Annotated in this window: 25 protein-coding genes and 1 pseudogene; 14 read left to right on the top strand and 12 right to left on the bottom strand. The window is 46.9% G+C overall.

The genetic code is table 11. The features are described from left to right. Together rplM and zapE are read right to left on the bottom strand one after the other, a co-directional pair. Positions 1-100 (bottom strand): annotated as a pseudogene (gene rplM, locus ACRC27_RS04620) (50S ribosomal protein L13); the annotation flags it as partial. 206 nt (positions 101-306) lie between these two features. Further along, complete coding sequence (gene zapE / locus ACRC27_RS04615; RefSeq protein ID WP_438639295.1) at positions 307-1,500, bottom strand: cell division protein ZapE; 1,194 nt, start codon at positions 1,498-1,500, stop codon at positions 307-309. A 175-nt stretch (positions 1,501-1,675) separates the two neighbouring features. Here zapE and zapG point away from each other — a divergent pair, with 175 nt between their 5' ends. The 3 genes from zapG to degS all read left to right on the top strand — a co-directional run bounded on the left by zapG (position 1,676) and on the right by degS (position 4,771). Further along, positions 1,676-2,065, top strand: a complete 390-nt coding sequence (zapG, locus tag ACRC27_RS04610) for a Z-ring associated protein ZapG (protein WP_438622278.1) — start codon at positions 1,676-1,678, stop codon at positions 2,063-2,065. Positions 2,066-2,200: 135 nt separating this feature from the next. Further along, positions 2,201-3,565: a Do family serine endopeptidase gene (locus tag ACRC27_RS04605; RefSeq protein ID WP_438631042.1), complete on the top strand. Its 1,365-nt coding sequence runs from the start codon at positions 2,201-2,203 to the stop codon at positions 3,563-3,565. Between the two features lie 138 nt (positions 3,566-3,703). Further along, on the top strand, positions 3,704-4,771 hold the full coding sequence (gene degS, locus ACRC27_RS04600; RefSeq protein WP_438622276.1) for an outer membrane-stress sensor serine endopeptidase DegS: 1,068 nt from the start codon (positions 3,704-3,706) through the stop codon (positions 4,769-4,771). Between the two features lie 205 nt (positions 4,772-4,976). Here degS and murA read toward each other — a convergent pair whose 3' ends face one another. The 7 genes from murA to mlaF are packed head-to-tail and all read right to left on the bottom strand — an operon-like array spanning position 4,977 to position 9,657. Further along, on the bottom strand, positions 4,977-6,239 hold the full coding sequence (gene murA / locus ACRC27_RS04595) for a UDP-N-acetylglucosamine 1-carboxyvinyltransferase (protein ID WP_438622275.1): 1,263 nt from the start codon (positions 6,237-6,239) through the stop codon (positions 4,977-4,979). A gap of 19 nt (positions 6,240-6,258) precedes the next feature. After that, on the bottom strand, positions 6,259-6,516 hold the full coding sequence (gene ibaG, locus ACRC27_RS04590) for a BolA family iron metabolism protein IbaG (protein WP_438622274.1): 258 nt from the start codon (positions 6,514-6,516) through the stop codon (positions 6,259-6,261). Positions 6,517-6,559: 43 nt separating this feature from the next. Then, positions 6,560-6,901: an STAS domain-containing protein gene (locus ACRC27_RS04585; protein ID WP_438622273.1), complete on the bottom strand. Its 342-nt coding sequence runs from the start codon at positions 6,899-6,901 to the stop codon at positions 6,560-6,562. Then, entirely contained in the window at positions 6,901-7,527 is a 627-nt protein-coding gene (gene mlaC / locus ACRC27_RS04580) for a phospholipid-binding protein MlaC (protein ID WP_438639294.1), read from the bottom strand. The genes ACRC27_RS04585 and mlaC overlap by 1 nt, the downstream gene beginning before the upstream one ends. 26 nt (positions 7,528-7,553) lie before the next feature. After that, positions 7,554-8,066 carry an outer membrane lipid asymmetry maintenance protein MlaD gene (mlaD, locus tag ACRC27_RS04575; protein WP_438630246.1) on the bottom strand — a complete coding sequence of 171 codons (513 nt, stop codon included), beginning with the start codon at positions 8,064-8,066 and terminating at the stop codon, positions 7,554-7,556. Between the two features lie 5 nt (positions 8,067-8,071). Beyond that, positions 8,072-8,854, bottom strand: a complete 783-nt coding sequence (gene mlaE, locus ACRC27_RS04570; protein ID WP_438622270.1) for a lipid asymmetry maintenance ABC transporter permease subunit MlaE — start codon at positions 8,852-8,854, stop codon at positions 8,072-8,074. Beyond that, complete coding sequence (mlaF, locus tag ACRC27_RS04565; RefSeq protein WP_438630244.1) at positions 8,854-9,657, bottom strand: phospholipid ABC transporter ATP-binding protein MlaF; 804 nt, start codon at positions 9,655-9,657, stop codon at positions 8,854-8,856. The genes mlaE and mlaF overlap by 1 nt, the downstream gene beginning before the upstream one ends. 303 nt (positions 9,658-9,960) lie before the next feature. Between mlaF and ACRC27_RS04560 the strand changes: the two genes are divergently transcribed. The 11 genes from ACRC27_RS04560 to npr all read left to right on the top strand — a co-directional run bounded on the left by ACRC27_RS04560 (position 9,961) and on the right by npr (position 17,830). Further along, positions 9,961-10,917: a calcium/sodium antiporter gene (locus ACRC27_RS04560; RefSeq protein WP_438622268.1), complete on the top strand. Its 957-nt coding sequence runs from the start codon at positions 9,961-9,963 to the stop codon at positions 10,915-10,917. Between the two features lie 71 nt (positions 10,918-10,988). Then, the gene (gene kdsD / locus ACRC27_RS04555; RefSeq protein ID WP_438622267.1) at positions 10,989-11,963 is read left to right on the top strand and encodes an arabinose-5-phosphate isomerase KdsD; all 975 of its coding nucleotides are present in this window, start codon (positions 10,989-10,991) and stop codon (positions 11,961-11,963) included. Continuing rightward, positions 11,963-12,514 carry a 3-deoxy-manno-octulosonate-8-phosphatase KdsC gene (gene kdsC / locus ACRC27_RS04550; protein WP_438639293.1) on the top strand — a complete coding sequence of 184 codons (552 nt, stop codon included), beginning with the start codon at positions 11,963-11,965 and terminating at the stop codon, positions 12,512-12,514. Before kdsD ends, kdsC begins: the two co-directional genes overlap by 1 nt. After that, positions 12,511-13,068 (top strand): LPS export ABC transporter periplasmic protein LptC, encoded by a 558-nt coding sequence (lptC, locus tag ACRC27_RS04545; RefSeq protein WP_438622265.1) that lies wholly within the window; start codon positions 12,511-12,513, stop codon positions 13,066-13,068. Before kdsC ends, lptC begins: the two co-directional genes overlap by 4 nt. After that, positions 13,049-13,573: a lipopolysaccharide ABC transporter substrate-binding protein LptA gene (gene lptA, locus ACRC27_RS04540; RefSeq protein WP_438622264.1), complete on the top strand. Its 525-nt coding sequence runs from the start codon at positions 13,049-13,051 to the stop codon at positions 13,571-13,573. The genes lptC and lptA overlap by 20 nt, the downstream gene beginning before the upstream one ends. Beyond that, on the top strand, positions 13,574-14,299 hold the full coding sequence (gene lptB, locus ACRC27_RS04535; RefSeq protein WP_438622263.1) for an LPS export ABC transporter ATP-binding protein: 726 nt from the start codon (positions 13,574-13,576) through the stop codon (positions 14,297-14,299). A 131-nt stretch (positions 14,300-14,430) separates the two neighbouring features. Then, positions 14,431-15,933 carry an RNA polymerase factor sigma-54 gene (locus ACRC27_RS04530; protein ID WP_438622262.1) on the top strand — a complete coding sequence of 501 codons (1,503 nt, stop codon included), beginning with the start codon at positions 14,431-14,433 and terminating at the stop codon, positions 15,931-15,933. A 25-nt stretch (positions 15,934-15,958) separates the two neighbouring features. Next, positions 15,959-16,246 (top strand): ribosome hibernation promoting factor, encoded by a 288-nt coding sequence (gene hpf / locus ACRC27_RS04525; RefSeq protein WP_438622261.1) that lies wholly within the window; start codon positions 15,959-15,961, stop codon positions 16,244-16,246. 2 nt (positions 16,247-16,248) lie between these two features. Then, positions 16,249-16,695 carry a PTS IIA-like nitrogen regulatory protein PtsN gene (ptsN, locus tag ACRC27_RS04520; RefSeq protein WP_438622260.1) on the top strand — a complete coding sequence of 149 codons (447 nt, stop codon included), beginning with the start codon at positions 16,249-16,251 and terminating at the stop codon, positions 16,693-16,695. Positions 16,696-16,707: 12 nt separating this feature from the next. Next, a complete protein-coding gene (gene rapZ / locus ACRC27_RS04515; RefSeq protein WP_438622259.1) occupies positions 16,708-17,580 on the top strand; it encodes an RNase adapter RapZ in 873 nt (290 codons plus the stop codon). Further along, on the top strand, positions 17,561-17,830 hold the full coding sequence (npr, locus tag ACRC27_RS04510; RefSeq protein ID WP_438622258.1) for a PTS phosphocarrier protein NPr: 270 nt from the start codon (positions 17,561-17,563) through the stop codon (positions 17,828-17,830). Before rapZ ends, npr begins: the two co-directional genes overlap by 20 nt. A 321-nt stretch (positions 17,831-18,151) precedes the next feature. On the opposite strand, the gene ACRC27_RS04505 is transcribed toward npr, so the two are convergent. From ACRC27_RS04505 to pmbA, 3 genes are all read right to left on the bottom strand, one after another. Beyond that, positions 18,152-18,682 (bottom strand): cytochrome b/b6 domain-containing protein, encoded by a 531-nt coding sequence (locus ACRC27_RS04505; protein WP_438639292.1) that lies wholly within the window; start codon positions 18,680-18,682, stop codon positions 18,152-18,154. A 1-nt stretch (position 18,683) separates the two neighbouring features. Next, positions 18,684-19,118 carry a cytochrome b562 gene (locus ACRC27_RS04500; protein ID WP_438639291.1) on the bottom strand — a complete coding sequence of 145 codons (435 nt, stop codon included), beginning with the start codon at positions 19,116-19,118 and terminating at the stop codon, positions 18,684-18,686. A gap of 467 nt (positions 19,119-19,585) precedes the next feature. Further along, complete coding sequence (gene pmbA / locus ACRC27_RS04495; protein ID WP_438631714.1) at positions 19,586-20,926, bottom strand: metalloprotease PmbA; 1,341 nt, start codon at positions 20,924-20,926, stop codon at positions 19,586-19,588. Positions 20,927-20,965: the final 39 nt, after the last annotated feature.

Below are 20,965 nucleotides of genomic sequence, written 5' to 3'. Positions count from 1 at the left end.
GAGCCAGCTCGGTCGCCAGACGACCCAGAGTCTTGCCGTTTGCGTCTACTACATACCAGTCGCGCTTAACGGTTTCTGGTTTAGCTACAAAAGTTTTCATGAAATAGCTTACCCAATAAAAAAGTTACACCCGGTGAATTAACGTCGGGAATGATGAAAATTCACGCTCACATGCCAAGCACAACAACCCCTTCGAGTTGAGTTTGCTAGCACCGTATTGGCGGGGACTACCAATGTAACGTGGGGTCGCAAGATTATAGTGAAGACCGCCGATAAAATCGACTGTTTTTTGCATCACATCTGCAATTACGACCAATGAGGCTGCGCAAGATAATCTATGCTCTGCATCTCTTGCAAGCGGGAAAAGCATCTTTGGTACTCAAAACGCAATAAATTCCCCTGATAGAGCTGTTCTGGCGCGGTTTCAGCCGAAATAATTAATTTTACCTTACGTTCGTAAAATTCATCGATTAAGGCAATAAAACGCCGAGCGGTATCATTATTCTCTTCTGACATACTGCAAACATGCGTTAATAACACAGTATGGTAACGCTGTGAGAGTGCAATAAAATCAGCCGCATTACGTGGTTGTTCACACAATGCGTTAAAAGTAACCATCAGCACACCGGCAGATTCGGCCTTAACCAAAATCTGCCGCTGATTAATTAAAATGGCATGATCACGCAAAGGTTGCTCAGTACTTAGGCGGGAAAAATAGTGTTGCATATTATTTTCAGCCAGCGCATCAAGCGGCCAATGGTAAATTTCAGCCTGTTGCAGTGTACGTAAACGGTAATCTATGCCGCTGTCGACCGATAACACCTGACAATGGTGTTTAATCAGTGCAATAGCCGGTAAAAACCGGCTACGTTGTAATCCATTGCGGTAAAGATCGTCTGGTTGCACATTTGAGGTTGCCACCAGCACCACACCCCGCGCAAACAAGGCTTCAAACAATCCACCGAGCAACATCGCATCGGTAATATCAGAAACGAAAAACTCATCGAAACAGATAACGGTATACTGCTCACTCAGTTGCTGCGCAATATGAATAAGCGGATCGGCACGCCCTTTTTGCTCATTTAATGCGCTGTGTACGTAATGCATAAAACGGTGAAAGTGCATACGCAATTTGCGATTACCGGGTAAAGCATCGTAGAACAGATCCATCAACCATGTTTTTCCACGGCCAACGCCCCCCCACAGGTATACGCCCAGTATCGGCTCGGCTGGTGTTATCGGAGGCGAAAAACGGGTCTGCAACAATGCAAACGGGCGCATCCAGAACTTTATTCCCCACTTTTGCTCAGGCTCTGTTTTTAAAGGCGTATTATGTGAGGAAAACAGGGTATTCAACGGTGCTGACGTAGTGGTATGTTGAACTAATTGCAGAAAAAGGCGATCTAACGCCTGTACCGCTTGCTGTTGAGCTGCATCAGGGCTGAATTGCGGCTCTAGCAACAATTGCTGATAACGTTGGCTAGGTGGAGTCACGTCCATTGTTCGACCACTTCCTGTATAAATATTCGTTATAGTCTTAACGTGCTTTCTATCACGCTAAAAGATAACGCTTATAGTATCACGCAGCCTGCAAGAGCAGGTATAGTGGCAGCAGTAAAGACAGTGGCATAATAGCCACCTTGCTGATTAAGCTTGGTTTTCCCTAGGAGTAATTATGACTTGGATTAGTGCGCTTATTTTCATTCTTGGTTTGGCGCTGGGTATGATTCTGGCCCGTTTTACGCAAAAAGATCTGCGTAAGCAGAAAAAAATACAAACTGAACTCGAAAAAAATAAGTACGAGTTAGAGCAGTATCGCCAAGAGTTAACTGATCATTTTGCACACAGTGCAGAGCTGTTGGATAACATGGCTAATGATTACCGTAAGCTGTATCAGCATATGGCAAAAACCTCGAATCAACTGCTGCCTGAGCTGCCAAAACAGGATAATCCATTCCGCTATCGTTTAACCGAAGCTGATAATGATCAAGCGCCAATCAGTATGCCGCGCGATTACCCTGATCAACACACCGGCATATTCAACCCTAAAAAACCACAAGCTTAAAAAACACTGGGGAAGTCGGTTACTTAGTGAACTAAGCAAAACATCAGTAGTCTTAGTGGTAAGTTGTTCTTTTTGAACGGCGGTATTGCTTTTTCCTTACTGAATTCTGTTTTCTTGATTGTTGGATGTGTTGCTATGAAAAAACCAGTGCTATTACTGAGCGCTTTAACGTTAAGTTTAGGCTTATCTTTGAGTCCGGTTCCGGCGCTTGCAGCGCTTCCTGCGGCGGTCAACGGGCAAGAGATGCCAAGCCTTGCCCCTATGCTGGAAAAAGTACTTCCTGCTGTTGTCGGAATCTCTGTGGAAGGTACTCAGGTACAGCGTCAGCGTTTACCGGAAGAGTTTAAGTTCTTTTTTGGCCCTGATTTCCCGACTGAACAGTCGAGCGAGCGCCCATTTCGCGGACTCGGTTCTGGTGTGATTATTGATGCTGGGAAAGGTTATGTCATCACCAATAACCATGTGATTAATGGGGCTGATAAAATCAGTGTACAACTGAAAGATGGCCGTGAGTTTAAAGCAAAATTACTCGGTGCAGACAAGCAATCTGATATTGCCTTGTTGCAACTGGAGAACCCAAAAGATCTGACCGCAATTAAAGTGGCCAATTCAGATGGTTTACGAGTGGGTGATTTTGCCGTAGCAGTAGGTAATCCATTTGGTTTGGGGCAAACTGTAACGTCTGGGATTATCTCTGCACTGGGCCGTACCGGATTAAATCTGGAGAACTTTGAGAACTTTATCCAGACCGATGCAGCAATAAACCAAGGCAACTCAGGCGGCGCGCTGCTGAACTTAAACGGTGAGCTCATTGGTATCAACACGGCTATTTTAGCGCCAAGCGGCGGTAACGTCGGTATCGGTTTTGCGATTCCAAGTACCATGGCGAAAAACTTAGTTGATCAGATAATCCAGTTTGGTGGTGTACGCCGCGGTATTTTGGGTATTAAAGCCGGTGAAATGAACCCAGATCTGGCCAAAGCGTTCAATTTGGATGCGCAAAAAGGGGCATTCGTCAGTGAGGTTGTACCCAATTCAGCCGCCGCAAAAGCCGGTATTAAAGCCGGTGATGTGATTGTGATGATGGACGGCCAGCCGGTTGCCAGCTTTGCTGAGATGCGTGCCAAGATTGCAACGATGGGCGCAGGTAAAACCGTAAAACTCGGTCTGCTGCGTGATGGTAAGCCGCTTGATGCTGATGTGACGCTGGCACAAAGTGATGATGTGCAGACTAACGCATCAAATCTGTATCCGGGATTAGAAGGCGCTGAGTTGCTCAACTACAGCAAAGGTGAACATCACGGCGTACAGATCACCAAAGTGACGAAAGGCTCATCTGCTGCGCGGATTGGCTTACAAAATGGTGATGTGATTATTGGTATCAACCGTCAGCCAATAGCAAATCTCGGTGAGCTACGCAAAGTGTTAGACAGCAAGCCACCGGTTATTGCGATGAATATTCTGCGTGGGGATGCCTCACTGTATGTGCTGCTGCGTTAACAGCACAACCCTGTGGGGTTTTATGGCGGCATATCATGTCCATCTGGCCTGATATGCTGCGATACTCTACCGAATCAGGATGCCGTAACGGTATCCTGATTTTCTCTTTCTGCTTCACAACATCAACTGACTGCCATTATGCTTGCAAAGCTACTTAAAGCGATTGTACTGGGAATACTGGCTGCCTTGCTGGTGCTCTGGCTCTATCCTGAAATACGTAAAAGTTCTATGGTGCTGCCTGCACCGCATTTATCCATCGGCACAGAGCAACCCATCAGTTTTAATTCGGCAGTACGCCGCGCTGCGCCTGCGGTGGTGAATGTGTATAACCGCAGCATGGGTAAAACCAGCGAAGATCAAACGCTGGGGATCCGCAATCTGGGATCCGGCGTGATTATGGACCCACGTGGTTATATTCTGACGAATCAGCACGTTATTGCCAGTGCTGATCAGATTATTGTCGCGTTACAAGATGGCCGTGTGTTTGAGGCGATGTTAGTTGGTTCTGATACGATGACAGATCTGGCGGTACTGAAAATTGACTCAACCAGTCTGCCTGAAATTCCGCAAAACTCAGAGCGCCCTGCCCGTGTTGGGGATGTCGTATTGGCTATCGGTAACCCCTATAATCTGGGGCAAACTATTACACAGGGTATTATCAGTGCCACTGGGCGTATCGGTTTGAGTACGTTTGGCCGACAAAATTTCCTGCAAACGGATGCATCAATTAACCGTGGTAACTCCGGCGGTGCACTGGTAAACAGTCTGGGCGAGTTAGTGGGTATTAACACACTCAGTCTAGATAAGAGCAACTCTGGTGAGGCGGCGGAAGGCATTGGCTTTGCTATTCCGGTGGCGCTAGCCAGCAAAATCATGAATAAGCTGATCCGGGATGGACGGGTGATCCGCGGTTATATCGGGGTTCAGGGCCGTGAGGTTGTTCCGGCAAGAAGTCCGCATTTTAACCTTGAGCGGGTACAAGGCATTATTATCGGCGCAATTGAACCAACCAGCCCTGCGGCAATCGCCGGTTTGCAGGTGCGTGATATTGTGACATCCATTGATGGCAAGGTAGCGGTCAGTGCCGTTGGTGTGATGGATCAGGTGGCAGAGATCCGCCCAGGATCAACCATTCAGGTTGCGCTGATCCGTGATGGTAAAGAGATGACGATTCCGGTTACGGTCAGTGAATACCCCATTCATTGACTCTGAGCCTACGCATTGAATAACCCCCAGTGAACGCCAATGACTGACAACCAAAAGCAATATTGGCGGTTTTGTATACTGGGGAGATAAGCCATAAAACGCGCGTATAGAAACGTATGCAGTTAAGTCTCTCTGCAATAAAAAAGGCCTGTCGGATAAACCCCGACAGGCCTTTTTTATTTTCTAAGGTACAAAAGTACGCAGATTATGCGTCAGCTTTTACACGTTCAATTTTTGCACCCAAACCACGCAGTTTATCTTCGATACGCTCATAACCACGATCGATGTGATAAATACGGTCAACTTCTGTCACACCGTTGGCAATGCAACCAGCCAAGACTAAACTTGCTGATGCGCGTAAGTCGGTTGCCATCACCTGAGCATGGCTGAGTGTCGCCACACCTTTGCTGATAACGGTGTTGCCTTCGATCTCGGCACGTGCTCCCATGCGCATCAGTTCAGGCACATGCATAAAACGGTTTTCAAAGATCGTTTCGGTAATTACACCCGTGCCTTCTGCAACCATGTTCAGCAAGGTAAACTGTGCTTGCATATCGGTTGGGAAACCCGGATGCGGAGCGGTACGGATATTGACCGCGTTCAGACGCTTCCCTTCGGTATCGATGCTGATCCAGTCTTTTCCGGTCTCAATTTTAGCACCGGCTTCACGCAGTTTTGCCAGTACAGCATCGAGCGTTTCAGGTTTGGCATTACGGCAAACAACACGGCCTCCGGAGATTGCCGCCGCAATCAAGAAAGTACCGGTTTCGATGCGGTCAGGAACAACCCGATGCACACCGCCGCCTAAGCGCTCAACACCTTCAATGGTAATACGATCAGTACCTGCACCGGAAATTTTAGCACCAAGGGTATTGAGGAAGTCTGCAGTATCAACAATTTCCGGCTCACGTGCGGCATTTTCAATCACGGTTGTACCGGTAGCCAGTGTTGCAGCACTCATGATGGTAACCGTAGCACCCACACTGACTTTATCCATCACGATATGTGCACCGGTCAGACGACCATTCACCGAGGCTTTAACATACCCCTCTTCGAGCTGGATATCTGCCCCAAGCTGGCGTAAGCCGCTGATATGCAGATCAACAGGGCGTGCACCAATGGCACAACCGCCCGGCAGTGATACCTGACCACGGCCAAAACGTGCCACCAGCGGGCCCAGAGCCCAGATAGAGGCACGCATGGTTTTCACCAGATCGTACGGCGCACAAAATTCGTTAACATCACGAGCATCAACGTGTACCGAACCGTTACGTTCCACTTTTGCACCAAGCTGGCGCAACAGTTTCATGGTGGTGTCGATATCCCGCAAGTGCGGGACATTTTGAATTTCTACCGGCTCTTCAGCCAACAGCGCGGCGAATAAAATAGGCAATGCAGCGTTCTTCGCACCGGAGATGTTCACCTCTCCGTGTAGGCGGGTAGGCCCTGTTACTTGAAATTTATCCATTAATCCTGCTCTCGATTAACTAGCTTGGCAGCAGAAACTTTCGCTCACGTTGCCATTCGTCTGGGGTCAATGCTTTTATAGACAGCGCATGAATGCGATTGTCTGCAATATATTCCATCAAAGGTGCATAGACGGTTTGTTGTTTTTTAACGCGGCTCATTGCTGTGAACTGTTCGCTAACAGCAATAACCTGAAAATGGCTTCCATCACCGGTCACGTAAGCATCATCGAGAGATAACGCACTGATCAGGATGTTTTTAATTTCATTGTTATCCATATTTTACTCTCGATTATTTTATGCTCGATTACTTTGGGTGGTGCTACACAAGGTGACTGTCTGTTTTAGATTCAGGCATGTTGATATACGGCGACATAATCTTAGTCAGATTCGATAAATCGATCAGTGTGACGAGGGCACTTGGTATATTAACCAGTGTACAAATGCTGCCCTTTTCACTGGCTTCTACCAGCAATGTCATCAAAAATGCCAACCCAGCTGAATCAATCCGTTTTAATCGGCTTAGATCAATCTCATACGCCTGCTGCGCGGGGATGAGATTATCACGCTCGGCCCAAAAATCGAGTAGAGAATCACGGTCGAGCTCTCCAGTAAGGAGAACACGACCTGATTGTTCCGGCAGCCATTGTACACGTGCTGTCATTAGCTTTTCTGCTTTAATGTGATAGGAACGGCGGCAGAATCTTTCAGTACTTTAGTCAGTGCATCAATACCACCAGAGCGCAGTACACCGGCCCACTCATTTTGTTTGGTAGAGATCATGCTGATGCCTTCGGCAATCATGTCATACGCTTGCCATTCACCCGTTTTGCTGTTTTTACGCCACTTAAAATCAAGGCGGGTTGGCGTTTTGCCAGGCTCAAGCACATCAACGCGAATGGAAACGATGTTACTGTCACCAAGTGGCTTCTCTTTTTCAATATTCAGATTCTGGCCTGAGTACAAGGTTAGTGCCTGTGCATAGGCTTGTACCAGATACTGATCAAACGCGGCAAAGTACGCTGTACGCTGGGCTTCAGTGGCTTCTTTGAAGTAACGGCCAAGCACCAGTGAACCGGCATAACGCACATGCACATAAGGCATCAGCTCTTTGCGTACAATATCCTTAAGCATATTAGGGTTTTGCTTAATCTGTGGCTGTTTGTTTTTCAAATCAGTAAACAGCTGATCAGCCACTTGGTTCATTAATACATACGGGTTACTGGTGTCAGCAGCATGCACCCAAGGGGTGATAACCAGCAGAGCCAGCATCATAAAACGCTTCCACATATTCGGTATCTCCTAAACGTTATTCTTTAATGTGCGCCAGCTGAACTTTCTGCCGCATTGGTTGTGTTGTTACTGCCACCGGTGTTGTACAAGAACTGACCTATCAGATCTTCAAGCACCATGGCGGATTTGGTGTCTTCTATTTTATCGCCATCTTTCAAAATGGCGGTATCGGTATCAATGAAACCTGGCGTCAGTGATAAATATTGCTCACCTAACAGCCCTGAGGTACGAATCGACAGTGAGCTGGTTTCAGGAATATCGTTATATTTGGCTAAAATACTCAGTTCCACTTGGGGCAGATAGCTGCTGGTGTTCAGTGAAATAGCGGTGACCCGACCGATAACCACTCCGCCAATTTTCACCGGTGAACGTGGCTTGAGGCTGCCGATATTGTCAAAGGTGGCGGTTAAGCGGTATGTCGGTTCACTGCCCAAGGCTTTAATGTCAGCAACTTTTAGCCCTAAAAAAACCAGAGCGGCTAAACCTACTAACATGAAAATACCTACCCATATTTCCAATCGTCTATTTTGCTGCATGCAGATCAGTTCCCAAACATCAGTGCGGTAAGCACGAAATCTAATGCTAATACGGCTAACGACGAGTGCACAACTGTGCGAGTCGTAGCCTGACTAATTCCTGCCGACGTAGGGACGGCATCGTATCCATTAAACAGGGCAATCCACATCACGGTAATGGCAAAAACCACGCTTTTTAAAAAGCCATTCAGCAGGTCATATGACCAACTGACCGAAGATTGCATCACTGACCAAAAACTACCGTGGTCAATGCCTTTCCAGTCAACACCCACCACCGAACCACCCCATACCCCTACAGCGACAAAGATGGTTGAAAGAATTGGCATGCTGATGACACCGGCCCAAAAGCGCGGAGCAATGACTCGGCGTAACGGGTCTACCGCCATCATTTCAAGGCTAGAGAGCTGTTCAGTGGCTTTCATCAAACCTATCTCTGCGGTGATAGCAGAGCCGGCACGCCCAGCAAACAGCAAGGCGGTGACAACAGGCCCGAGTTCACGAAACAGCGATAAGGCAACCATCTGCCCAAGGCTTGTCTCTGCGCCAAAATCAACCAGAATGATGTAACCTTGCAAGGCCAGCACCATGCCAATAAAAAGCCCCGAGACTAAAATAATCAGTAACGATTGCACGCCAATGCTGTAAAGCTGACGCAGTAGCAATGGGAACTGTTTACGCGGTTGTGGCCGCCCAATTAGCGCACCAGCCAGCATTATTCCTGCCCGCCCGAAGGTAGCACAGGTTTGCAGCCCGCTGCGGCCAAATGAAGCCAGCGTATCGAGTAACATTAGCCAAATAACTCCGTACGGTAATCCTGAGCGGGAAAACTAAATGGCACTGGGCCATCGGCTTTTCCATCGAGAAATTGGCGAACCCGAGGGTCAGTATGCTCACGCAGCGCTTGTGGTGCGCCGTGAGCAATCACATGTTGTTCTGCAACGATATAGGCGTAGTCTGCAATACTGAGCACTTCCGGCACATCATGCGATACCACAATACAACTCAAGCCCAGCGATTGATTGAGCTGACGAATCAGCGTGACTAAGATCCCCATATTGATCGGATCTTGCCCCGCAAAAGGCTCATCAAACATGATGAGTTCAGGATCGAGGGCTATCGCGCGGGCAAGTGCTGCTCGGCGGGCCATGCCGCCTGACAACTCGGCCGGCATCAAATCAGCAGCACCACGTAATCCCACTGACTCGAGCTTCATTAATACAACTTGCCGTAATAAAGGCTCGGGTAGCTGACTGTGTTCACGCAGTGCAAATGCCACATTTTCAAAGACATTTAAGTCAGTGAATAGCGCGCCTGATTGAAATAGCATGCTCATTTTTTTGCGCACGTCATACAGCTGACGGCGCGACAATGACGGTATATTATCGCCATCAAACCAAATTTCGCCGGAGGTAGGCTGTAATTGCCCGCCAATTAAGCGCAATAATGTTGTTTTGCCGATCCCTGACGGCCCCATAATGGCAGTAATTTTGCCACGGGGAACGCTGAGGTTAATATCCTCAAAAATCGGCCGATCGCCACGGGAGAAGCTCATATTGCGGACTTCTACCAAGTGAGTCTGAGTATGAGTCATCACGTTCTCTTTAAATAACCGAGATAATTAGGCCGCGGGCATGATAGGCATTCCACGCTAATATCTCAACACACCCATGAATGAATGTTGCCGTTTTACTTTTTGCCGTTCGGCAGTCAAAATTAGCCGCAATACCACATGCTAAGGCGGTATTTAGCCATCACTTATCCTATCAATGTCTATTACAGATGATCATTACATGCTGTAATTAAACAAGATGACTACATCAGTGTGATGACTACAAATTGTACTGCAACATTGCAGATGTATTAAACCACAAATTATCACAACAGGATTTACTTAATGTGGCTTGCCGTTTCTTTATTAGTGCTGGGTTTAGTTTTATTGGTCTGGAGTGCTGACCGCCTTGTTTACGGCGCTGCAGCATTAGCAAAAAGCTTTCATGTTCCGCCACTGATTATCGGTATGACCATCGTCGGTATGGGCACCTCTGCCCCTGAAATGGTGGTTTCTGCCACAGCCGCATTCAGTGGGCACAGCAATACGGCAGTCGGGAATGCGATTGGTTCGAATATCGCCAATATCCTGTTAATCTTAGGTGTAGTGGCGCTAATCTGCCCGCTAAAAGTCAACACAACGATTATTAAACGTGAATTACCCATTATGTTGGGCGTTTCTGTACTGGCCGGCATTTTGTTGTACAACAATTATTTGGGCAGAATAGAATCTTTTATCCTATTAGCCGTGTTTGCGCTGTTTATGCTTTATATGACACACCTTGCCCGCTCTGCGGCACGCACCGGCAGTACTGAGCCCGATGATGATATTCCTGAAGGTGTCAGTCGTGGCCGGGCCAGTTTTTGGTTAATTGTTGGCCTCATTGTGCTGCCTCTCTCATCAAAACTGATGGTGGATAATGCCACCGTGATTGCACATGCATTGGGTATGAGCGAGCTGATTATTGGCCTGACCGTGATCGCCATTGGCACGAGTTTACCAGAGCTAGCAACCTCAGTTACCGGCGCACTCAAGGGTGAAGATGATATGGCGCTGGGCAATATCATTGGCTCAAATATCTTTAACATCTTGACTGTGTTGGGTATTCCAGCATTAATTTCCCCTTTTGCAACCGACCCCGCAGCATTTAGCCGCGATTTTATGGTTATGATGGGGGCTAGCCTGTTTTTAGCGGCACTGTGTCTGCGTCGCAGCCATCGCATTGGCCGTATTGCCGGCGTGCTGTTATTGGGCAGTTTCATTGCTTATCTGACCATGCTGCTGCAACAGATGCAGGCGTAAGACAATCCACACCATAAACGATGGTGGTGTTGCACACTTTTTGCGAAAACTCTTTTAAATTTGCGAGAGCCATGATGCCAAATGCTTTTGACTTCCAGCACTGGGGACGCCACGTTCTGACTATTGAGCGTGACAGTATTGATCAGCTCGATCAGTATATTGACGCCAATTTTGCGCACGCCTGTAAATTAATTTACGAATGCAGCGGCAAAGTGGTTGTCATGGGAATGGGGAAATCAGGCCATATTGGGCGCAAAATTGCCGCCACCTTTGCCAGCACTGGGACGCCTGCATTTTTCGTTCATCCAGGCGAAGCCAGTCACGGCGATTTAGGGATGCTGAGCAAAGATGATGTGGTTCTGGCTATCTCAAATTCCGGTGAAGCGCACGAGATCTTAACCCTGATCCCCGTGATTAAGCGTCTTGGTAACCCGTTGATTTGCATGACCAGTAAACCTGACAGCACCATGGGTCGGCTATCAGATGCTCATTTGTGTATTCATGTACCGCAAGAGGCCTGCCCACTGGGTCTTGCCCCGACATCAAGCACCACTGCAACCTTAGTGATGGGTGATGCTCTTGCCATTGCACTGCTCAAAGCACGCGGTTTTACCGCCGATGACTTCGCACTGTCGCACCCCGGTGGTGCACTCGGGCGTAAGCTGCTGCTGAAAGTAAAAGATATTATGCATACCGGCGATGATCTGCCCTTTATCGCGCCAACAGCCAGTTTACGCGATACCGTGTTGGAAATTTCCCGCAAGAAACTGGGAATGGTAGTAATCTGTGATGACATGATGCATATTCAGGGCATTTTTACTGACGGCGATCTGCGTCGGGTATTCGATTTACACCACGATCTGAATAATATTGCCATCGAAAGTGTAATGACACGCGGTGGCCTGCGCATTGACCCTGAATCATTAGCTGTTGAGGCACTCAATATGATGCAAAAGCGTTGTGTTTCGTGCCTGTTGGTGACACAAAATGATGTGCTTGTGGGCGTTATCCACATGCATGATCTGTTAAAAGCCGGAGTAGTATAATGTTAATTGATACCTGTTACGGTGCCGTAGAGCGTTCGGTACTGGAGCGCGCCGCGCAAATAAAACTGCTTATTTGCGATGTTGATGGTGTGCTGTCTGATGGGTTAATTTATATGGGTAATCAGGGCGAAGAGCTAAAAGCATTTCATGTGCGTGATGGTTATGGCATTCGCTGTCTGCTGACCTCTGATATTGAAGTCGGGATCATTACCGGCCGCTCATCACAACTGGTTGCTAACCGCGCTAAAACACTTGGGATCACCCACCTGTATCAGGGGCAACTCGATAAAATTATCGCCTTTCGTGAGCTGATAAGTACCTTGGATCTACGCCCCGAGCAGGTAGCCTATATTGGCGATGACCTAATTGACTGGCCGGTAATGAAAGAGGTTGGACTGTCAGTCTGTGTGGCAGATGCCCACCCGCTGTTGCTGCCTCGCGCTGATTACACCACCAATTTTAAAGGTGGGCATGGTGCAGTACGTGAACTGTGCGATCTGATTTTGTTGGCACAAGGTAAACTTGAAAGCGCACAGGGGCACTCTATATGAATGTCCGCCTGAGTCTGTTTCTCGGCGCGATTGCAATCGTACTTGTCGGGTGGCTTGTCGCCACCTCTGAGCAGGTCGCCCCGACGCTGGGTACAGTAAAAGGCGATCCTTCGTTTTGGGGCAACAATATGCTGACCGTAGTGTATGATCCAGAAGGGAAACTGCACTATAAATTGGTCTCAACCAAGGTGAAATATTACGCTGAAACGGGGGATACTGATTTTACCCAACCCCTGATGACGCTCTATTCACAAACAGGAATTCCCATCTGGATGGTGCGTGCCGACAGTGCCGTATTAACCAAAGATCGGATGCTGTATCTGAAGAACAACGTTGAGGTTAACAGCCTAACACCAGAATCACAGCTTGAGCGCCTTGAAACCGCACAGGCGACCATCAATCTGAAGACGCAAGATATAACCTCTGATACCGAAGTGAAACTATACGGTGCCAACTTCACCTCGACCGGTCTGAAGATGGTCGGTAACTTACGCAATCGAACGGCAGCACTTCAAGAGCAGGTAAAATCGTATTATGAAATTAAAAAACCGTAGTTTACTGGCCGCTTTTACTCTGGTGATGTTGAGCCGCCCCGCATTTGCTGTCAAAGGCGACACCGACCAGCCAATTAACATCAACTCAGAGCAGCAGTCTCTCGATCTGGCGACCAATACCGTGGTATTTACCGGTAATGTCGTGCTCACACAAGGCACAATCAAAGTGACCGCCAATAAAGTGGTTGTTATCAGACCAAAAGATGAGAAAGGCAAAGAAATTATCGAAGCCTTTGGTAAACCGGCCACCTTCTATCAAATGCAGGATAACGGCAAACCGGTTGATGGCTACGCCGATAAAATGCGTTACGATTTAGGTACTGATTTTGTGGAACTGATCGATAACGCAGAACTCAAACAACTAGACAGCAGCGTGAAGGCCGACCGCATAACCTATTTGATGCAAAAGCAGCAAATGGAAGCGTTCAGCAATAAAGGTCAGCGGGTTGTCACTGTGCTGCAACCGGCTCAGCTCAATAACTCCAACAAGAAAAGTAGCAACTAAATGGCAACGTTGATCGCAGAAAATTTAGCCAAAAGTTATAAAGGCCGCAAAGTGGTGGTCGATGTTAGTCTGACCGTGAAATCCGGCGAAATTGTCGGCTTACTCGGCCCGAATGGTGCAGGTAAAACCACCACTTTTTATATGGTGGTTGGTTTAGTTGCACGTGATAATGGCAGCATTCGTATTGATGACGAAGATATTAGCCTGTTGCCGATGCATGCGCGAGCACGCAAAGGGATCGGCTATTTGCCGCAAGAGGCCTCTATTTTTCGGCGCTTGAGTGTCTATAAAAACCTAATGGCGGTACTCGAAACCCGACAGGATTTAGATGATAAAGGCCGCCTTGATCGCGCTGAAGAGCTGCTTGATGAGTTTCATATTCAGCATATTCGCGATAGCTTAGGTCAGGCTTTATCAGGCGGTGAGCGCCGGCGGGTTGAGATTGCCCGCGCCTTGGCAGCTAACCCTAAGTTTATCCTCCTTGATGAACCGTTTGCCGGTGTTGACCCGATTTCGGTTATTGATATCAAAAAAATCATTGAACATCTGCGTGATAGCGGCCTCGGTGTACTGATTACCGACCATAACGTGCGTGAAACCCTTGATGTGTGTGAACATGCTTACATCGTAAGTCAAGGCCATATGATTGCGCACGGGACTCCTGCAGAAGTTTTAGACGACGAACATGTCAAACGCGTATATCTAGGTGATCAATTCCGTTTATAACGTATTATCATCTGCACAACAGAGTCTCTATTTGATTACGTGTTGATTGCATGTTGTATATTGATTTCACATCAATGCTGCATACTGCATTTTCCCTTCATGTTGAAGGTGTAACAGATATTTGAGGTTACATGAAGCCAAGTTTACAGCTCAAGCTTAGCCAGCAATTAGCGATGACGCCTCAGCTACAACAGGCTATTCGCCTGTTGCAGTTGTCAACGCTTGAGCTACAGCAAGAGATCCAACAAGCGCTTGACAGTAACCCTCTGCTTGAACTTGCCGATGATATTGAAGAAATGTCATCCGAGATATCGGAGTCAACGTATACTCAGTCTGAAGCATTCAATGCCGATGAACATGAGCAGACGTATCATGAAGAGCAAGCTGAACACGATTTTGACTCACGCGATGCACTCGATCAGCAACAATTGCCGCAAGAGTTACCTGTTGATGCATCGTGGGATGATATTTACAGCACAAACAGTGCACCAATGGTCAGTGGCAGCCATACTGTAGACAGTGATGCACCGCTTTACCAAGGTGAGACGCGTGAAAGTCTGCATGACTATCTGCTTTGGCAGGCACAGTTGTCACGCATGAGTGATATTGATCATGCCATTGCAGTTGCATTGATCGATGCCGTAGATGATGCGGGTTACCTTACGCAGTCACTTGAGGAGATCCGAGTAAGCCTTGGTGACAACAGTATCGATATCGATGAAATACAAGCGGTACTGACTCGGGTGCAACATTTTGATCCGCTCGGCGTTGCTGCCCGAGATCTGCGTGAATGTTTACTGGTGCAGTTAAAGCAGCTGCCAAAGCAAACTCCAGCACGCAAACAAGCACAGATAATCATCAGTGATCATCTTGATCTGCTGGCAAACCGCGATTTTCGGGGATTAACCCGCGAAACTCGACTAAAAGATGATGATCTGAAAGTAGCGATAGCATTAATTCAAACGCTAGACCCACGACCCGGACACAGCGTATGCCAACGCGAAACCGAGTATGTGATCCCTGATGTGGCAGTCAGGAAAATGGCCGGCGCGTGGCATGTTGAACTCAACGGTGATGCAACACCGCGTTTGTCAATCAATCCGCAGTATGCGGCAATGTCGCGCCAAACAAATAACAGCGCTGACTCACAATTTATTCGATCCCACTTGCAAGATGCAAAGTGGTTGATTAAAAGCTTAGAGAGTCGGAATGATACGCTGCTCAAGGTGGCTTGCTGTATTGTTGAACATCAGCAAGATTTCTTTGAGTATGGCGATGAACACATGAAGCCGATGGTACTTGCTGATGTAGCGTTACGTGTGGAAATGCATGAATCGACCATATCCCGCGTCACTACACAAAAGTTTTTACACAGCCCACGCGGCATTTTTGAACTGAAGTATTTTTTTTCCAGCCACGTCAGTACCGATGACGGTGGCGAGTGTTCCTCTACGGCGATCCGTGCTCTTGTAAAACGGATGGTTGCAGAAGAAAACCCCGCAAAACCGCTGAGCGACAGTAAAATCGTCTCAATGCTTGCGGATCAGGGGATCATGGTTGCACGGCGGACTATTGCCAAATACCGTGAATCACTTGCGATACCCCCATCTAATCAGCGTAAACGCTTGGTTTGATACAACAGGATGAGGAAAGACGCTTATGCAAATTAATCTGTCAGGTCATAATGTAGAAATCACAGAAGCGTTACGCGACTATGTCAGTACAAAATTCAGTAAGCTTGAACGCTTCTTTGAGCATATTAACAATGTACATGTGGTTTTAACGGTTGAGAAAAATATTCAAATTGCTGAAGCCACTCTGCATGTTAATGCCGGCGAGCTACACGCTTCTGCCGAGCATGAAACTATGTATGCAGCCATTGATCTGCTGATTGATAAGCTTTCCCGTCAGCTAACTAAACATAAAGATAAACTACACAAGCAGTAATTATGCAACTAAGCACTGTGCTTTCACTGGACTGTACGCGAAGTGCAGTCCATTGCTCCAGCAAAAAACGCGCACTGGAAATTATCAGTGAGCTGGCAGCGCAACGCGTCAACATCCCTGCTCAAACACTGTTTGAGGCGATGCTGGCCCGTGAAAAAATGGGCAGCACCGGCATTGGAAACGGCATTGCGATCCCGCACGGAAAAACCGAAATAGGCAGTGCTACTGTTGCCGTTTTTTTGCGTAGCGAGCAGCCTATTCCATTTGATGCAATTGATAATCAACCGGTTGATCTGCTGTTTGCACTGTTAGTGCCAGAAGATCAGTGTAAAGAACACTTAGAGACCTTATCGGCAGTGGCAAAACGACTGTCAGATAAAGCCGTTTGCCGGCGTTTAAGAACAGCTCAAACCGATGAAGAGCTGTATCAGATTTTGATTGCAGAATAAGGGGTCGCGATCATGGTGTTAATGATCGTCAGTGGACGTTCAGGCTCAGGAAAATCAGTCGCCTTACGGGCGATTGAAGATATGGGGTTTTACTGTGTCGATAATTTACCGGTAGCTCTGTTACCTGAGTTAGCAAAAACGCTGCTTAATCGACAAACCTCTGCCGCAGTCAGTATTGATGTGCGTAACCTGCCCGACTCTCCGGCCGAGCTGGATAAAGCGTTGAGCGATCTACCCGAAGGCTTTATTCCACAACTGCTGTTTTTAGATGCAGACCGCAATGCACTAATTCGACGCTACAGTGATACCCGCCGTTTGCACCCGCTCTCTAGCCAGAGTTTATCCCTTGAAAGTGCCATTGATACTGAAAATGAGCTACTAGAGCCACTACGCTCACGTGCCGATTTGGTGATTGATACCACAGAGATGTCGGTGCATGAATTAGCTGAAATGCTACGTTCACGGCTACTGGGTAAACGCGAGCGTGAATTGACCATGGTGTTTGAGTCATTCGGCTTTAAGCACGGTATTCCGATTGATGCTGATTATGTTTTTGATGTGCGCTTTTTGCCTAACCCGCACTGGGATCCAAAACTGCGCCCGATGACAGGTCTGGATAAACCGGTTGCTGCCTTTTTAGCTCGACATACTGAAGTGCACAACTTTATCTACCAAACGCGCAGCTATCTTGAGCAGTGGTTACCGATGCTCGAGACCAATAACCGTAGCTACCTTACCGTTGCTATTGGTTGTACCGGTGGTAAACACCGCTCTGTGTATATTGCTGAGCAACTGGCTGATTACTTCCGTACACGGGGTAAAAATGTGCAGTCGCGCCACCGAACATTAGAAAAACGGCCAAAAGATGCTCAAAACAACAGTTGAAATCAAAAATCGGCTGGGTTTACATGCCCGGCCAGCGATGAAACTTTTTGAACTAATGCAGAGCTTTGATGCAGACATATGGCTGCGCAGTGATGATGGTAAAGAGGCTGAGGGTAGCAGTATCATGGCAATGATCATGTTAGCTTCAGCACAAGGGCAAACCATTGAAGTTCAAGCCAACGGCCCTCAGGCCGCAGAGGCATTGCATGCAGTGGTTGAGCTGATTAATGCCGGATTTGATGAAGAGTGATGCAGACGCATCGCTCTTTACGCTGATTTGATCATTTATTTTTTATTTTTTATTTTTTATTTTTTAAAATTAAACCAGAATATCTATTCGACAGTAATCTGCTCATACATTCCATCTATTTTATATTTCCATCATACAAGTATAATGAACTCGATAATTGCCAGGAAATATCTTTTTATTGTTCATATTAGAGAGTAATAACTTTAATCAATAATAAGTACAGTAGCTAATATTAATACTAAAAATAAAATACAATGGGAAATAAATAAAACACAGAAATAAACATACGCTCAGTCTATTCCTGTGTGAGTTTGCAATAATTTATTTATCCGGCCTATTTTTATCAGGCCCCGAAATATCAGGCAACATTGCTGCAACAAGATTACGTTTACTCAGGTATGACATAACCACAACACCGATAATGTGCACAACAACCAATACGGTTAACGCATTGGCTAAGCCACTGTGTAACGTGCTGATCGGCCAGTTATCGCCCAATTCGGTATCTTGTGCCCAACCAGTCAACACCATTAGGATTAGGCCAAACCAGAATGCCCAGACTGCAAGCGCACCCAACGCATTATGGCCTAATGCCGAAGAGAACTGACGGGTTTTTATCTCCCCCCAATGATGCCGCAATCCACGCCAGCTAGGTAAAAATTGGCCTAATCGTGCAGGTTGAGGCGCAAAACTGACACCCCACAGCAAGCGTATTATCACTAATGCCAAAATTAACCAGCCAATACGCTCATGTACCAATTCACCCGGTTCATTAATAAAACGATTGGCAATAAAACCCACTGCAATTAACCAGTGGGTTGTTCTCACTACACTATCCCAATGCTCGCGCATATTAATCTTTTACTTTCAGTTCTTTATGGTAGTGATCACGGGCAAATTTCATCTCATCTAACATCGCTTTAGCTTCTTTCATTTTACCGGTATCCACCAAGGCAATAGCCTGATCCGTTTGGCCAAGCAGCTTATCTAACCCCTCGATATAGGTGTGATGAGCATGACTGTTTTCAGTGATACCTTTTGGTTTGGTCGGCATTTGTTCTTTGGCTTTCAATGCAGCCGTTTTGATTGCTTGTAGATCTTTTTTCAACGCTTCAGGCGTATCCGCTTTTCCGGCAGCACGGTAGTTGCGGGCAATGGTCTTCATGGAAGACTCAACATCAGCGTGTGCAGGCAGGCTCACCGCTGACAGCGATAATACGGCACCGAGGGTTAACATCAGTAATTTACTGACTTTACGCATTTTGGTTGTACCTATTGTTGTTGTCATTGTTGTACTCATTTTGCACGCTCCTATGCATCACACAAAACAAACAAAAATAAAACATCTCTAGTATAACCATTCACCGATAAGTCACAATTATTTTATTAGAGAAAAAAACCAGCCATTGCTGACTGGTTTGAAATTCAATAAAAGTAATATTTTTTCTGGCAGTAAGGCTATATTGACCAAGCCTGATATAACGGTATCAGTACTGAGTTGGTGCTGTTAATACCGTTCTTTTGATTTATTCTATTTAACTTAACGCCATCACTAAATCATTAGAAGCTTTTTCTTATTTTATACTTATCTTCTTTATATTGCTGATTAGGTTTAAAGCCTATTTTTTGCAGGCATTATTCAGATAACATTACTTTTTAAATATTGTTATAGCTGACGATAACTAAACAAGCGCTCTGATTATCACGTCAGCATATAACAATATATTTTACTCAAACCACGTAATTAAAAAACAGTTAACTACCCGCAATTTTCATTGTATCAAGTAAAATAGAGCCGGTTTGAATAGTAGACCGCAGCTCATAATCACTGCCAACAGCAATAATATTAGCCAGCATATCTTTCAGATTCCCAGCGATGGTAATTTCTGATACCGGATAGGCTATCTCACCATTTTCAACCCAGAAACCAGCGGCACCGCGTGAATAATCACCGGTAACGCTGTTTACGCCTTGCCCCATCAATTCAGTCACCAGTAAACCGGTACCCATCTGCTGCAACAGCTGACTGAAATTTTGCCCGCTGTGTTGTACCTTCCAGTTGTGAATACCACCCGCATGGCCGGTGGCCTGCATGCCCATTTTACGAGCAGCATAGCTGGTTAGCAGATATGTTTGTAAAACACCGTCTTGAATGATTTGCAAATCTTGAGTGCGTACGCCTTCACTGTCAAATGGGGTCGAGGCCAGCCCTTTTAACAGATGTGGCCGTTCAGCAATATTAAACCAGCTCGGTAAAATTTGACGACCCAAATGATCGAGCAAAAATGAGGATTTACGGTATAGATTGCCCCCACTGATCGCAGAAACCATATGGCCTATCAGACCGGTTGCCACTTCAGCTGAAAACATAACCGGCGCTTTGGTGGTTGCAATTTTGCGTGCTCCCAAACGGCTTAGAGTACGGCGTGCACAATCTTGCCCAACCCACTCGGCGCTCATCAGATCTGCTGCATCACGGGCTATCGTGTAGCTGTAATCTCGCTCCATCTCCCCGTTTTGCTCACCAATCATGCTGCACGACAAGGAGTGTCGGCTCGATGGGTAACTGTGCAACAAACCATGGCTATTGCCATACACATTCACACCATAATGGCTGTTAAATGCTGCACCATCACTGTTGGTAATACGTGGATCAGCGGCCAATGCGGTTTTTTCTGCTTCAATCGCATAACGGGCAGCCATATCGGGATCAATATGCATCGGGTGAAACAGATCCAAATCAGGGATCTCAAATGCCATCAGAGCTTTATCGGCTGGGCCAGAGTAAGGATCTGGAGAAGTGTGCTTGGCAATATCGAGTGCCGCCGCTACCGTCTGGCGAATGGCGTGCTCACTTAAATCGGTGGTTGATGCACTGCCTTTGCACTGATTACGGTATACGGTGATACCCAGAGCACCATCGCTATTGAACTCAACATTCTCTACCTCACCCAAACGGGTGCTAACACCAAGACCGGTTGTTTTGGTGATCGCCACTTCTGCGGCATCGCTCTCTTTTGCCGCTAATGCTAAGGCGCGGGCTACCGCGCTTTCCAATTCCTGCCGCTGCTTGGTTACCTGAGTCACTGCGTCCATAGATCCAGCCTGTCATGCTAAAAAATTTGTGTGTAAGCA

This window comes from Plesiomonas sp. (assembly GCF_051650925.1).
Lineage (GTDB): Bacteria > Pseudomonadota > Gammaproteobacteria > Enterobacterales > CAMTGL01 > Plesiomonas.
This window is presented reverse-complemented; position numbering and strand designations above follow the sequence as displayed.

Coding starts and splice junctions, on each gene's coding strand:
- ACRC27_RS04605 (WP_438631042.1), top strand. CDS start 2,201: ATGAAAAAACCAGTGCTATTACTGAGCGCTTTAACGTTAAGTTTAGGC.
- pmbA (WP_438631714.1), bottom strand. CDS start 20,926: ATGGACGCAGTGACTCAGGTAACCAAGCAGCGGCAGGAATTGGAAAGC.
- kdsD (WP_438622267.1), top strand. CDS start 10,989: ATGATGCCAAATGCTTTTGACTTCCAGCACTGGGGACGCCACGTTCTG.
- ACRC27_RS04560 (WP_438622268.1), top strand. CDS start 9,961: ATGTGGCTTGCCGTTTCTTTATTAGTGCTGGGTTTAGTTTTATTGGTC.
- zapG (WP_438622278.1), top strand. CDS start 1,676: ATGACTTGGATTAGTGCGCTTATTTTCATTCTTGGTTTGGCGCTGGGT.
- ACRC27_RS04505 (WP_438639292.1), bottom strand. CDS start 18,682: ATGCGCGAGCATTGGGATAGTGTAGTGAGAACAACCCACTGGTTAATT.
- degS (WP_438622276.1), top strand. CDS start 3,704: ATGCTTGCAAAGCTACTTAAAGCGATTGTACTGGGAATACTGGCTGCC.
- mlaC (WP_438639294.1), bottom strand. CDS start 7,527: ATGTGGAAGCGTTTTATGATGCTGGCTCTGCTGGTTATCACCCCTTGG.
- mlaF (WP_438630244.1), bottom strand. CDS start 9,657: ATGACTCATACTCAGACTCACTTGGTAGAAGTCCGCAATATGAGCTTC.
- ACRC27_RS04500 (WP_438639291.1), bottom strand. CDS start 19,118: ATGACAACAACAATAGGTACAACCAAAATGCGTAAAGTCAGTAAATTA.
- ACRC27_RS04530 (WP_438622262.1), top strand. CDS start 14,431: ATGAAGCCAAGTTTACAGCTCAAGCTTAGCCAGCAATTAGCGATGACG.
- ptsN (WP_438622260.1), top strand. CDS start 16,249: ATGCAACTAAGCACTGTGCTTTCACTGGACTGTACGCGAAGTGCAGTC.
- lptC (WP_438622265.1), top strand. CDS start 12,511: ATGAATGTCCGCCTGAGTCTGTTTCTCGGCGCGATTGCAATCGTACTT.
- npr (WP_438622258.1), top strand. CDS start 17,561: ATGCTCAAAACAACAGTTGAAATCAAAAATCGGCTGGGTTTACATGCC.
- hpf (WP_438622261.1), top strand. CDS start 15,959: ATGCAAATTAATCTGTCAGGTCATAATGTAGAAATCACAGAAGCGTTA.
- mlaE (WP_438622270.1), bottom strand. CDS start 8,854: ATGTTACTCGATACGCTGGCTTCATTTGGCCGCAGCGGGCTGCAAACC.
- zapE (WP_438639295.1), bottom strand. CDS start 1,500: ATGGACGTGACTCCACCTAGCCAACGTTATCAGCAATTGTTGCTAGAG.
- lptB (WP_438622263.1), top strand. CDS start 13,574: ATGGCAACGTTGATCGCAGAAAATTTAGCCAAAAGTTATAAAGGCCGC.
- mlaD (WP_438630246.1), bottom strand. CDS start 8,066: ATGCAGCAAAATAGACGATTGGAAATATGGGTAGGTATTTTCATGTTA.
- murA (WP_438622275.1), bottom strand. CDS start 6,239: ATGGATAAATTTCAAGTAACAGGGCCTACCCGCCTACACGGAGAGGTG.
- ACRC27_RS04585 (WP_438622273.1), bottom strand. CDS start 6,901: ATGACAGCACGTGTACAATGGCTGCCGGAACAATCAGGTCGTGTTCTC.
- lptA (WP_438622264.1), top strand. CDS start 13,049: ATGAAATTAAAAAACCGTAGTTTACTGGCCGCTTTTACTCTGGTGATG.
- kdsC (WP_438639293.1), top strand. CDS start 11,963: ATGTTAATTGATACCTGTTACGGTGCCGTAGAGCGTTCGGTACTGGAG.
- ibaG (WP_438622274.1), bottom strand. CDS start 6,516: ATGGATAACAATGAAATTAAAAACATCCTGATCAGTGCGTTATCTCTC.
- rapZ (WP_438622259.1), top strand. CDS start 16,708: ATGGTGTTAATGATCGTCAGTGGACGTTCAGGCTCAGGAAAATCAGTC.